Origin of the sequence: Chromobacterium alkanivorans, assembly GCF_016937655.1 — a bacterium.
Classification (GTDB): domain Bacteria; phylum Pseudomonadota; class Gammaproteobacteria; order Burkholderiales; family Chromobacteriaceae; genus Chromobacterium; species Chromobacterium alkanivorans.
This window is the reverse complement of the sequence record NZ_JAFHKL010000008.1, coordinates 209,098-222,796: the sequence shown is the minus strand read 5'-3', so window position 1 is coordinate 222,796 and position 13,699 is coordinate 209,098. Positions and strand designations below refer to the sequence as shown.

3 protein-coding genes are annotated in these 13,699 nt (G+C 73.5%); all 3 read right to left on the bottom strand.

What is annotated here, in order from left to right; translation table 11 throughout:
* Positions 1-3 precede the first annotated feature (3 nt).
* Genes JW897_RS15810 through JW897_RS15800 form a run of 3 tightly spaced genes read right to left on the bottom strand, consistent with a single transcriptional unit; the run spans position 4 to position 13,309 of the window.
* Complete coding sequence (locus JW897_RS15810) at positions 4-3,555, bottom strand: SDR family NAD(P)-dependent oxidoreductase (RefSeq protein WP_205466885.1); 3,552 nt, start codon at positions 3,553-3,555, stop codon at positions 4-6.
* A complete protein-coding gene (locus JW897_RS15805) occupies positions 3,552-8,222 on the bottom strand; it encodes an SDR family NAD(P)-dependent oxidoreductase (RefSeq protein ID WP_205466884.1) in 4,671 nt (1,556 codons plus the stop codon). Before JW897_RS15805 ends, JW897_RS15810 begins: the two co-directional genes overlap by 4 nt.
* Positions 8,222-13,309 carry a non-ribosomal peptide synthetase gene (locus JW897_RS15800; protein WP_205466883.1) on the bottom strand — a complete coding sequence of 1,696 codons (5,088 nt, stop codon included), beginning with the start codon at positions 13,307-13,309 and terminating at the stop codon, positions 8,222-8,224. The genes JW897_RS15805 and JW897_RS15800 overlap by 1 nt, the downstream gene beginning before the upstream one ends.
* Positions 13,310-13,699: the final 390 nt, after the last annotated feature.

The following is a 13,699-nucleotide window of genomic DNA, read 5'->3' as shown; positions in this document are numbered from 1 at the left end:
TGGTCATAGCGTGATTTCCTCCGTGTCGGCGCCGACGGCCGAGCTTTGTTCTGTCACCATCCTGCGCTCCAGCTGCGCCATCGCCTGATCGATCAACTCGTCCAGCGAGGAGCCGTCGATCAGATGCGTAATCGCGACGGACACGCCCAGCGCGCGTTCAAGCGCGTTGCGCAGTTCCGCGCCGGTCAGCGAATCGACGCCCAGGTCCAGCAGCGAGGCCTGACGCGGCAAGGCCGCCGGGCTGGACAGCACCGCGCGCAATTCGGCGTCCAGATAATCGGCGACCAGCGCGCGGCGCTCCCCGGCCGGGCGGCCGCGCAATTGGTCGAAAGAAAGAGTCCGCGCGCGCTCGGCCGGCGCGCGGCCGAGCAGGCCTTCGATCAGGCGCGGCAAATCGGGCTGCGCCGCGATCCGCGCAAGATCGATCGCCGCCGCCACCCGGTGCGGCTCGCCCGCGAACGCCTGCTCCAACGCGGCGAAGGCCTCGCCTTCGCTCAGCGGGTTCAGGCCGCCTGCGCGAATCCGCTCCGCCGTTTTCGCGTCGGCCGCGCCCATGCCCGTCGTCCACGAGCCCCAGCCTATGGACAAGGCCGGCCGCGCGCGCAGGCTGCGCCGCTGCGCGAAGGCGTCGAGATAAGCGTTGGCGGCGGCGTAGGCGGCCTGCCCGTGGCGGCCTACCGTCGCGGAAATGGACGAGTACAACAGGAAGAAATCGAGCGGCTCGGCCTCGGTCAGCCGGTCAAGCAAGACCGCGCCGCCCACCTTGGCGCGCAAGGTCTCGGCGAAGGCCGCGGCGTCCAGCGCGTCCAGCGTCGCGTCCCTCACCACGCCCGCGCAGTGCGCGACGCCTCGTATCGGCCGGCCGGCCGCGGCGAGCGCGCCGCGCAAGGCGGCCTCGTCGGCGATGTCGGCCGCCGCCACGCGCACCTCGACGCCGTCGCCGCGCAGACGGGCGCAAGCGGCTTGCGCGGCGTCGCCGGTTTCGCCGCCGCGGCTGATCAGCAGCAGATGGCGCGCGCCGCGGCCGGCCAGCCAGCGCGCGGTCGCGAGGCCCAGCGCGCCGGTGCCGCCGCTCACCACGTAGACGGCGTCGGCGTCCAGCGCCGGCAGCGCGTCGGCCGTCCCAGCGCCCGCGCGCCGCAGCCGCGGCGCCAGCACGACGGCGCCGCGCACCGCCAGTTGTTCCTCCGCCGCATCGTCGGCGAGCAGCGCAGCCAGCGCGTCGAAGGAGGCCGGCGAGCCGTCGATATCGATCGCGCCGCGCCAGGTCCGGCCCTGTTCGCGCCGCGCGACGCGCACGGCCGCGTTCAAGGCGGCGAGGACGGGGTCGACGTCCTCCGCCGGCCCGGCGGCCGCTCCGCCGCGCGTGACGACGGTGATCGGCGCCGTCGACGAGGTCGCGGCGCGCTCGCGCGCCAGCGCGCCCAGCAAAGCGCCGCAGCGCGCGACGGCCGCCGCCGCGTCCTCGTCTCCGGCCGCGCGGTCGAAAGCGAGCACGAGGCCGGCGTCGCCCGCGCGGCGGATGGCGTCGATCTCGGCGGCCGCGATCACGCAGCGCTCGCCGGCGGCTTCCAGCGCGCGCGCCACGTCCGCGCACAAAGCCGGATCGCCGGCGACGATGCGCTCGCCCGAGCGGCGCGCGCCGGCCGGGGCCGGCACCGGCTGCCAGGCCACCCGGTACAGCGGCGACTCCTCGACCGCTCTCCCTTCGTCCACCCAGTAGCGCTGCCGGTCGAAGGCGTAGGTCGGCAGGCGCGCGGCGCGGCGGCCGACGGCCGCCTCCGGCCAATCAAGCGGCAGGCCGGCCACGTAGCGCCGCGCCAGCGCGGCCAGCCGTTCGGCCGGCTCCTTCTCCGCCTCCGCTTCGGCCGGCGTCGCGTCGCGCCCGGCCGGCATCCCGCCGCAGACGCCGCGGTAAACGGCCGCCTCCTCGCCGCGCGCGAAACGGCCCAGCTCGCGCGCCATTTCCTCCGCGTCGGCGGCCGTCAGCGCCAGCCGATGCGGAAAATGCGAACGCGCGACGCGCGACGCGTGGCAGGCGGCCGCCCAGGCCGAGGCGTCGAGGCCGGCCAGATGGTCGGCCAGCCGCGCCGCGTTGCCGCGCAAGGAGGCTTCGGACTTCGCGGAGACGACCAGCAGTTGAACGCCTTCGCCCGCGCTCGCCGCGCTTGCGCCGGCGGCCTCGCGCGGCGGCGCGACCAGCACCGCGTGCGCGTTGGTGCCGCTGAAGCCGAAGGAGCTGACGCCCGCGACGCAGGGCTCGTTCCCGCCGTCTATGCGTTCCGCGCGCAGCGCGAGCCGCAGCGGCGACGCGTCCCACTCGACGCCGCGGTTGGGCGTGCGCACGTGCAGCGTGGCGGGCGCGACACCATGGCGCACCGTCAGCGCCGCCTTGATCAGCCCGGCTATCCCCGCCGCGCCTTCCAGGTGGCCGAAATTGCTCTTGATCGAGCCCAGCAGCACGCGCTCCCCGCGCTCGCGGCCCGCGAACACGGAGGCCAGCGCCGCCGCTTCTATCGGATCGCCGAGCGCGGTGCCGGTGCCGTGCGCTTCGACATAGCGCACTTGCGACGCTTCGATGCGCGCGGCGCGCAAGGCGGCCCGCACCAGTTCGCGCTGCGCGTGCTCGTTCGGCACCGTCAGTCCCGCGCTGCGGCCGTCGTGATTGACGGCCGAGCCGGCGATCAGCGCGTCTATGCTGCGCCCGGCGGCCTCGGCGTCGGCGAGCCGCTGCAGCACCACCACGCCGCAGCCCTCGCCGCGCACGAAACCGTCCGCGCCGTCGTCGAAGGAACGGCAGCGGCCGCTGGGCGACAGCATGTGCGCGCGGCACTCGGCGGCGGTGGACAAGGGCGACAGCACCACATTGACCCCGCCGACGATGGCGATGTCGCATTCGCCCGCGCGCAGCGCATTGCACGCCAGGTGCACGGCGACCAGCGACGACGAGCAGGCGGTGTCTATCGTCAGCGTCGGCCCGTGCAGGCCCAGCGCGTGCGACACGCGTCCGGCGAGCACGCTGGGCGCGTTGCCCGAGGCGGTGTAGAGATCGACGTCGTCGGCCCGGCGGAAGCGGTGCGCGTAGTCCTGATGCATGACGCCCGCGAACACCCCGGTGGCCGAGCCCTTCAGTTCCGCCGCCGTCATGCCGGCGCGCTCCACCGCCTCCCACGCCACCTCCAGCAGCATGCGCTGCTGCGGATCCAGCATCGCCGCCTCGCGCGCCGAGATGCCGAAGAAGCCGGCGTCGAAGGAGGCGATGTCGTCCAGGAAGCTGCCGGTGCGGCAGTAGATGCGGCCGCTCGCGTCCGGGTCCGCGTCGAAGTAGCGCGCGGCGTCCCAGCGCTCGGCCGGCACCTCGCCGACGCCGTCCGCGCCGTCGAGCAGACTCCGCCACAGCGCCTCAGGCGAATCGACGCCGGCGAAGCGGCAGCCCATGCCCACCACGGCGATAGGCGCGTGCCGCCGCTGTTCGGCGCCGTCCAGCTCGCCTTGCAAACGCTGGATCTCGCGCAGCGCGTTCCGCATCAGCGCAGTCGTGTCGATTTGGCTCATCGCGCGCCCTTTCTATTCAGTTCGTCCAGTTTCGCGGACAGCATTTCCACGATTTCCTCCTGCGACAGCGAAGCGGCGTCCGCCGGCGCTTCCGTCTCGGCGGCGGGCGCGGCGGCCGTCGCCTCCGCCTCGGCCGCGCCGAACACCGTCCGCGCCAGATGGTCCGCCAGCGCGGCTATGGTCGGGTTCGAGAAAATCACCGTGGTCGGGATCGCGCGGCCGAAACGCTTTTCCAGCAATACGCGCAGATCGGTGATCAGCAGGGAGTCCAGGTCGTAGTCGAACAAGGAACGCTCGGGGTCCAGCGAGGCCAGCGGCGTGCCGGTCACCAGCGCGGCGTCTTCCGCCAGCAGCTGGAACAGCCGGATCCGCCGCTCGTCCGGAGTCAGCGCCAGCAACTCGCTGACCGAGGAGGTCGAGCCCGCGCCCGGCCGCGCGGAAGCGATGCCGGCGAAGCGGCTGGCCGGCACATGCGGCGGCCATTGTTCGATCAGCCGCCCCCAATCGATGGGCAGCAGCACCATGTGCGGCGGCAGGTCCGCCGCCAGCGCGATCTCGAAGGTGGCGCGGCCGCACTCGGCCTCGATCTGGCCTATGCCCAGCTGCGCGAGCCGCCGCTTGGCGTTGGCGCTCGAGCGGGCCAGCATGCCGACGTCCTGCCACGGCCCCCAGGCGATGGACAGCGCGGGCAGCCCTTGCTCGCGCCTGCGCGCGGCCAGCGCGTCGAGATAGGCGTTGGCCATCGCGTAGCTCGATTGCCCCGGCGCGCCGAAGGCGGCGGCCGCCGACGAGAACAGCACGAAGTGCTCCAGCGGATACGCCAGCGTGCGTTCATGCAGCAACCAGGCGCCGCGGGCCTTGCCGGCCAGGGTCGCGGCCAGCGAGGCCGGCGTCACGTCGCCGACCAGGCAATCCTCGACCACGCCCGCCAGATGGCAGACGCCGCGCAGCGGCGGCAGCGTCGCGTCGATCTCGGCCAGCAGCGCGTCGACGTCCGCCTCCACCGCCACGTCGGCCTGCCATACTTTCACCTCCACCCCGTCGCGGCGCAGAGCGGCCAGCGCCGCCTCGGCGGCGGCGTCGGCCGGCCGGCGGCCGGTCAGCACCAAGGCGCGCGCGCCCAAGGCGGCGAGCCAGCCGGCGACGCGCAGGCCGAGCTCGCCGAGCCCGCCGGTGATCAGCCAAGTGGCGTTCTCCGATAGCGCCAGGTCCGCCCGCAGCGGCAGCGCGCGCTCGTCGAAGCGCGGCGCGGTGATCGCCTCGCCCCGCACCGCGACTTCGGTCTCGCGCTCGAAGCAATCGAGGCCGCGGCGGATCGCCCGCGCGTCGCCGGCATGCAGCGCCTGCGTCTGCAGATGCGGCGTTTCCATCGCCACCGCGCGCGACAGCGCCTGCAGCGGCGCCGAGGCCGGCGCGTCCGGCGCCAGCGCCACGGCGATGCGGCACGGCCGCTCGCGGCGCGCGGCCGTGGCGAACAGTTCCAGCGCGCCGGCGTAAACCGCCGGCGCCGGCGCGTCGCCGCGCGCCTCCAGCCCGCGGCAATCGACGATCAGGCCCGCCTTGTCGAAGGGAATGTCCGCCACCGCCGCCACGACGACGGCCTCCTTGCCTTCGTCGCGCAGCATCGCGGCCAGCCCCGCCGCCGCCTGCCCCGCGTCGCTCAGGATGGCGATGGACTCCGGCAGCGCGGCCGGTTCGCCGCCCGCCGCGTCGCGCCATTCCACCGCGTAGCCCTCGCGCAGCGGCTCGACGCGCAGCAATTCGTTGCGGGTGACCTCGCGCGATTCCAGGCCGGTCATTTCAAGCAGCACCTTGCCGGCGTCGAACAGGCAGGCCTGCCCCCGCTCCGCCGACGCGCGACAGCGCATCCCGGCGCCGGTCCGCCCCTGCAGCGCCAGCCGCGCGATGCGCGTCGGCACGAAGGCCTTGCTGCCCTCGGGCCGCGCGGCGGCGGCCACCAGTTGCAGCACCGAATCGAGGATCCCCGGATGCAGCAGCCAGCCCGCGTCGTCGGCGTCGGAGCGCATGTCGCAAGACGCGTCGCCGTCCCCGACCACGATGTCGGACAGCCGCCGGAAGGTCGGCCCCATCACCACACTGCGCGCGCGCAGCCAGCTGTCCATCAGTTCGGCGGAGATCGCTGCTCCGCGCGCCGGCTCCGACGGCGCGGCGCCCGGCGCCTCGCCGGCGTCCACCCTGGCCGTCGCGTGGACGTCGGCGGACTCCAGCGTCAACACCGTGGCTTCGAAACCGTCGCCGTCGCGCACCAGCTGCAACTGGACCTTGCGCGCCGCGCCCGGCGGAATCACCAGCGCGGCCGGGAAGCGCAAATCGCTCAGCACGCAGCCGTCCGATCCGGTGAGCTCGCGCGCGCCGTCGGCGATCATCACCGCCAGCGCCGCGCCGGACACCACCACCTTGTCGTAGATCACGTGGTCCTGCAGGAAGGGCAAGACGGCCACGCTCCATTCCGCGTCGAAGAAGGTGGCGTCCAGCGCCGGCGCGTCGGTGCGCCGGCCGAGGAAGGGCGTCGCGCCCGCCGCCAGCAAGCGCGGCGCGCGGTCTATCCAGTGACGCTGGCGCTGGAAGGGATAGGTCGGCAAGGCCACCCGGTTGCCGTCGCGGTAATGCTGGGCCAGGTCCAGCGTCACGCCCGCGGTCCACAGCCGCGCCAGCGCGTCCGGCGAGGCGGGATCCAGCGACGCCATGCCGGCTCCGCCCGCGCCCAGCGCCTCGTCGCCGAAGTCCAGCACCAACTCCGCGCCCGCCGCCTCCAGCGCGGCGGCGGCGTCGGCTGCGCCGACCATCGTTCCCGCGCGCGCCAGTTCCTCGCGCACCGCCTGCTCGCTGTCCAGCGGCAGGCCCGAGGCCGCGCTGACCCACAGCCGCGACGGCGCGACGGCGCGGTCCGCGCGGCGTTGCCGCGCGTCGGCCAGGCTCAGCGCGCCGGCCGCGAAAGCCGCGGCGAACACGCCGTCCCCCGTTGCGCACACGCTGGCCGGAACGACGCCGCTCGCCTGCCACAGCTCAAGCCGGGCGAGCACCGCGTCCAGATCGGCCGCGCCGCCGAAGGCGAAACTCAGCTCCGGCGCGCGCGCCGGCGTTTCCGCCGCGATCACGCCCGCATCCGGCTCGCCGGCGGCGAAGGCGCGCAGCGCGGCGATCAAGGCCTCGCGCGATTCGGCGCGGAACGCCGCGCGCCGCTCCCAATGACGCCGCCCCAGCGCCGCCGTCAGGCAAACGTCCTCCACCCTCAACTCGGGATGGCCGTCGAGAAAGTCCGCGTAGTCCGCGCACAGCGCGGGCAAGGCCTCGCCGCGCGCCGACAACAGCAAGAGCGGCGCGACGTCGGCCGCGCGCGGCGCGCGCGGCGGCGCCGCTTCTATGATCACGTGGGCGTTGGTGCCGCCTATGCCGAAGGAACTGACGCCGGCGCGCCGCTGCGGTGCGTCCCAGCGCGCGGTTTCCGTCGGCAGGTAGAAACCGGCGTCGCCGCGCAGCGCGTCTATCGCGCGCTCCGCGCCGACGGCGGCCGGAATCCGCCCATGCTCCACCGCCAGCGCGGCCTTGATCAGCCCGCAGACCCCCGCCGCCGCGTTCAGATGGCCGACGTTGGCCTTCAAGGTGCCGAGCGCGCAGCGCGCGTCGGCCGCGGCGCGCTGGCCCAGCGCCGCGCCCAACGCCGCCAGCTCGACCTCGTCGCCGATCGCCGTGCCGGTGCCGTGCGTCTCGACGTAGCCGATCGACGCGCCGTCCACCTCGCTGAGCGCCAGCGCCTGGCGGATCACGTCCTGCTGCCCGCGCCCGCCGGGCGCGGTGAAGCCCACCTTGGCCGCGCCGTCGTTGTTGACCGCGCCGCCGCGTATCACCGCCATGATGGGATCGCCGTCGGCCAGCGCGTCCTCCAGGCGGCGCAGCACCACCGCGCCCGCGCCGTTGCCGAAGACGGTGCCGTTGCTGTCCGCGGTGAACGGACGGCAGGCGCCGTCCGCGGACAGGATGCTGCCCTCCTCGTACACATGTCCCTGCCGCTGCGGCAGGGCGACGCTGACGCCGCCCGCCACCGCGAAATCGCACTGGAAGCTCAGCAGCCCCTGCATCGCCTGGACCACGGCGACCAGCGACGTCGAGCACGCGGTCTGCAAGCTGATGGCCGGGCCGCCGAAGTCGAGCCGATACGCGACCTGGGCGGCGAGATAATCCTTGTCCACGCCCACCCATTGCTGCAGATAGCGGTTGGGCGACGCGCGGTCCAGCCGGTCGCGCACGTGGTCGACCAGATAATCGACGCTGGCCGAGCCGGCCCAGACGCCGACGCGCGCGCCGCGCGCCGCGCCGTGGCCGGCGCGCTCGAGTGCCTCGTGCACGCACTCCAGGAAGATGCGCTGCTGCGGATCCATCGCCGCCGCCTGCGACGGCGGTATGCCGAAGTAGCCGGCGTCGAATTGATCGACGCCGTCCAGCGGACCGCCGACGCCGACGAAGCCGGGCTGGGCCAGCACCGTCTCCGGCACGCCCTCGCGGCGCGCCGCGTCCGCGCCGAAGCGCTCGATCGCGACCCGGCCGTCGGCGATCATCGACCAGAACTGTTCCAGGGTGGCGACGCCGGGCAGGCGGCAGCTTGCGCCTATGATGGCTACGGCGTCGACGGGTGTGGGATAAGTCATTACAAAGCCTCCTTGCGTGCGCGCACGCGCTGTCGATAGGCGCGCGCGCCGTCGACGTCAATCATCGGGGAAAGATCCGCGTCGCCCGCGTCGGCGCGCTCGGCGAGCGCCCGTATCGTGGCCAGCGAAAAGAAGTCAACCAAGGGGGGCACCGCGACGCCGCGCGACGCCAGCAGCGCGCGCAGGCGCACCACGTGCATCGAGGTGGCGCCCGCATCGAAGAAGCCCTGCTGCGGGTCTATCTCCACGCCGACCACCTCGGCGAAGGCGGCCAGCATCGTCGCCTCGAGCGAGGCGTCGCGCCGCGTCGCGGCGGCCGGCTGCGTCGGCGCGGGCGCCGGGGCCACCAGCGCGGCGAGGCGAGCGCGGTCCACCTTGCCGTTGGCCGTCAGCGGCAAGGCGTCCAGCACCGTCACGTGATGCGGCTGCATATAGGCGGGCAGATGCAGCACCAGCTGGGTGCGCACCGCCGCGACGACGCCTCCGTCGTAATCCGGCCGCGCGACCACGTGCAGCTGGATCGCCGTCGCGTCTTTGCGCCGGACCACCGAGGCCACCGCTCGCGCCAGGCAGCCGGCGCGCATCGCGGCAGCCTCGATCTCGCCCAGTTCGATCCGGTAGCCCTGCACCTTGACCTGCCCGTCCATCCGCCCCAGCAGTTCGAGCTCGCCGTCCGGCAGCCAGCGCGCCAGATCGCCGGTGCGGTAGAGCCTGCGGCCCTCGGCGTCGACGAAGAAGCGGCGCGCGGTTTCCGCCTCGTTGCCCAGATAGGCGAGCGCGAGGCCGCGTCCGCCCAGCAGCAGTTCGCCCACCACGCTGTCCGGACGCTCCCGGCCGTCCGGCGCGCGCACAAAGCATTGCTGATTGCTCAGCGGCCTGCCGTAGGGAATCGACGCCAACACCGCGTCCTCCGGCGCGATCGGATGCACCACCGACCAGATCGACACCTCGGTCGCTCCGCCCAGGCTGATCGGCCGCAGGCCAGGAAACGCCTCGCGCAGCCGCCCGGCCAGCCCGGGCGCGATCCAGTCGCCGCTCAAGAGCGCCAGCCGCAAATCCGGCGAACGCGGCGCGGCCACGTCCAGCAAGAGCTCAAGCACCGCCGGCACGGAATTCCAGATGGTGACCCGACCGTCGCGCAGCGCCTGGGCCATCGCCTCCGGATCGCGCGCGCGCTCGGGGAAGACCAACTCGCCGCCCACCGCGAGCAGGCCGAAGATGTCGTAGACCGACAAGTCGAAGGCCAGGGAGGACACGCACAACGCGCGATCGGCCGGGCCGACCGCGAAGCGCTCGTTAATGTCGTCTATGGTGTTGGCCGCGGCCTCGTGCGCGATCAGCACGCCCTTCGGCCGTCCCGTCGAGCCGGAGGTGAAGATCACGTAGGCCGCGTCGCCGGCCGCCGCCTCCGCAGCCGGCTCCCAAGCGCAGCGCGGCAGCGGCAGGTCCAGGCGCAACGCCGGCACCGGCAGCGCCCGGCCGCCCTCGTCCACCACCGCCAGACGGGCGCCGGCTTCGCCGAGCAGTTCCTCGATGCGCGCGGCCGGCCAGGACGGCTCCATCGGCAGATAGACCGCGCCCGCCATCACGATGCCCAACAGCGCCGCCACCGCGCGCGGCCCCGGCGCGACGATGGCCGCCACCACGTCGCCGCGCGCGACGCCGCCTTGCCGCAGCGCGCCGGCGATGTCCTCCGCGTCGCGCAGCAGCGCGCCGTAGCTCAGCGTGGTCTCGCCCTGTCTGACCGCCACCGCCTCCGGCTCGATCCGCGCCTGCCGGACGATGGGGGCTTCCAGCCGGCGCGGCGCGCGCTCCGCCGCGGTGGCGTTGACCGCCGCGCGCCGCGCCGCCTGTTGCGGCGCGAGCCGGGCCACCGTCGGCCGCTCCGCCGCCGCCGCTTCGCTCGCCACCGTTTCCAGCGCGCCGAGGAAGGCGTCGAACATCGCGTCCATCATGCCCTCGGGGAACAATTGGGCGACGAACTCCCACATCACCAGCAGCCTGTCGCCGCGGCGGCCGAGGACGGCGTGCAGCGACACCTGCGGCGTCGGATTGGCCATGTCGACCACGCGGCCGATGCCGTCGAGGACGGCCAGATCGTCCGCCGGGTCGCCGGACAGCAGGCTGGTCAGCACCACCGGCATCAGCACGGGCGCGCCGTTGCGGCGGCTCAGCTCGCGCAGGATGGACACGCCGGAGCACCACGGCGCGTCCAGATCGGCCCATACTTGCCGCTGCACCGCCTGCGCGAACGCGGCGAAGGACTCGTGGCTTTCGCTCAGCGACAGCAAGGCGTTGCTGGTGTAGTCGCCTATCGCCTGCCCCGCCTGCTCCGCCCGCGTGTTGCAGGTCACGTTGAGCGTGAACGCGTGCGCCGCCGTCCACAGCCGCAGCGCGTCGGCGAAGGCGGCGATGCACAGCGAAGTCAGCGTGACGCCGAGCGCCTGCGCGCGCGCCGTCAAGGCGGCGGACAGCGCGGCCGGCAGTTCCCGGCGGCGGACGGCGAAGCGCGGCTCGGCCACTTCGGCCAGCCCCATCTTCATCGGCAGCTCGGGAGCGGGCGCGATCGACTCGACCCGGCGCAACCAGGCCTCGCGATGCGCGTCGGGCATCGCCGGCGGCGTCAGCGGCGCGATGAACTGCGCCGGGGGATCGTCGGACGCGCCGCGCGCCAGTTCCGTCATCAATTGCAGGAAGCTGCGCAGATCGCCGGCCAACAGGCTGAGCCGCAGGTGCAGGATGGCCGCGTCGTCCGTCAGACGGGTGACCGCCGCGACCAGCGGCGGCCCGTCGCGCTCGGCCAGGCTCGCCCGCGTCGCCTCCAGCCGTTCGGCCGCCTCCGCCGCGTCCAGCCCGCGCAGATCCTGCGGCGGCAGCAAGGGATCGTAGGCGAGCGCGTCGAAGGCGCCGCGCCCGTCCGCCCCCACCGTCATCCGCAAGGACGGATGGCGGGCGACCAGCCGCGCGAGACGTCGGCCCAGTTCCGGCGCGCGCGCGGCGTCGATCTCGAAGTCCACGCGGATGTGCGGCGACACGCTGCCCAGCGGCACGCCGCCCTGCTGGCCTATCCAGTAGGCCTGCTGCATCTCGGACAATTCGAACGGCTCCCCCGCCGCGTAGCGCCGCGCCGCGACCGGCGCCGCGGCGTCCACGCGCGGGGCGGCGACGATCTCGCGCCTCAGTTGTTCGGCCGTGAGCGCGAACAGCGCCGCGAACGACAATTCCACGCCGTGGCGCGCGCGCGCCGCGGCGGCGAGCCGCGCGGCCGACAGCGAATCCAGCCCCAGATCGATCAGCCGGGCCTCGGGGGCCGCCGCCGCGCCGGGCACGAAGCGCGCGATCTCGGCGAGAATCGCGTCGTCGGCCGCGCCGGCCGCGTCGTCGGCGACAATGCTCAATTCGCCGCGCAGCAGCGCGTCGCGGGTGGCGCCGCGCCGGGTCTTGCCGCTGGAGGTGCGCAGGATGCTGCCGCGCCGCAGCAGCGCGATGCGCGCCGGCGCCACGCCGTGCTCCCGCGCCAGCGCCGCGCGAATCATAGGCAGAATGTCGCGGGCTTCCGCCTCCCCGCAGCCGCCGCGCACCTCGGCGCCGATCAGAATCCCTTCGCCCTCCTCGCCGTCGACGGCGGCGGCGAAGGCGCGCCCCTTCCGAATCGACGGATGGCAGGCCGACACCGTGTCCTCCAGATCGTGGCTGTAGAAATTCCGGCCGCCGACGATGATCAAATCCTTCAAGCGGCTGGTGACGAACAGATCGCCGTCGTGCAGAAAGCCGAGATCGCCGGTTCTCAACCAGGCGCCGTCGCCGTCGGCCAAACGCGCGCCGAAGATCTCGCGCGACTCCTCCGGCCGGCGCCAGTAGCTGTCGGCGACCGTGCGCCCCGCCACCCAGATTTCGCCGACGGCGTCCGGCGCGCACGGCGCGCGCGTGTCCGGGTCCACGATGCGGACGCGCGTATCGATCAGGCTCGCGCCGCAGGCCGCCAATTCAACGCCGTCGGCCTGCGGCGACACGCGGCCGCGCGCCAGCGCCTCCCGCCCGAAACGCACGCCGCGCGTGCCTTCGCCGCAACGGCCGGCGGTCACTTTCAAAGTCGCCTCGGCCAGGCCGTAGCCCGGCGCCACCACGGACGGCTTCAGTCCAAACGGCGCGAAGGCCGCCTCGAAACGGCGCACCGTGTCGCAGCGCACCGGCTCCGCGCCGTTCAGCGCGTAGCGCAGGGACGACAGATCGGTGCCGGGCGCGAGATCCGCCGCGCGGTCCGCGCACAAGGCGTAAGCGAAATTGGGCGCGGCGGTGTGGGTGCCGCGCCGCGCGTCTATCGCGCGCAGCCAGGACATGGGCTGGGCGACGAATTTCTCCGGCGCCATCAGATAGGCGGGAAAGCCGCATTGCAAGGGGGTGAGGATGCCGTACACCAGGCCCATGTCGTGAAAGTACGGCAGCCAGCTGATCATCACGCTGTCCGCGTCGTGCATCGCGCCGCGGTCGAGATCGTCTATCGTCGCGCACAGCCCGGATTGCGTGACCACCACGCCCTGCGGCGTGCGCGTCGAACCCGAGGTGTATTGCAAGAGCGCCGGGCTGCCGTCGTCCGCGGCCCGCAGAAAGGGGGCGGCGCGCTCGGCCTCGTCGGTGCGCATCCAGCGCAGGCCCGGCAGCGCGTCGCGCGCCTCGGCCGTCAGCGCGATGGCCGCGCCGCAGTCCTTGGCGATCGCGAGCATGGTGTCGCGGCCGTGGCGCGGCGCCACCGGCACCGGGATCACCCCGGCCAGGCTGCAGCCGAAGAAGGCCGGAATGAAATCGAGGGGCTCCTGATAGACCAGCATCACGCGGTCTCCCGCCTGGCTCGCTTGCGCCAGGCGCGCGGCGACGGCGGACGCGCGTTCGCACAGCGCCGCATAGCTCAGCGCGACGTTTTTCGCCGGATCGGCGGACGCGTACGCGAGACGGTCGGGACTCGCTTCCGCCCGCGACATCAGCTGCCGGGCAATGCTCAGCGCTTCGCGGTGCGAAAAAGCAGGATGAGGTCCGAACTGGTCGCCGGCGGACGTCCGCCGCGATGAGGCATCGGATGAGGAATACATTGCATGACCTCCATGTATCGACAACTAACTCCGGTGTACGAGGCGAGCGCCGGCCGACAAAAACCCGGACGGCATAAGTCGGATCGCCGCTTCGCCCTCACTGGGCCGACGAGCTCCGTCGCCCCGCCGCGCGCACGGCCGCGGCGATGGCCGCGACGCTCGCGAGGACTTTAAATGCGGGCCGGGCGAGAGCCCGCCCCGTTCAAGAAGCAGTCATGCTGGTTTTGATATATCCCGCCCTGTCGAAACTGTTGCTTCGACAGAATAGAGAGGGTCATCCCTTTGTTTTCACGTGAGGATGCGTGACGCGTGCGCGGCAATTCGCCTACGCAGCGTTTGAATCAAGAGAAAAGGATTGCCTGTGTGTCTCATTCGCCGTGGTCGGACTTT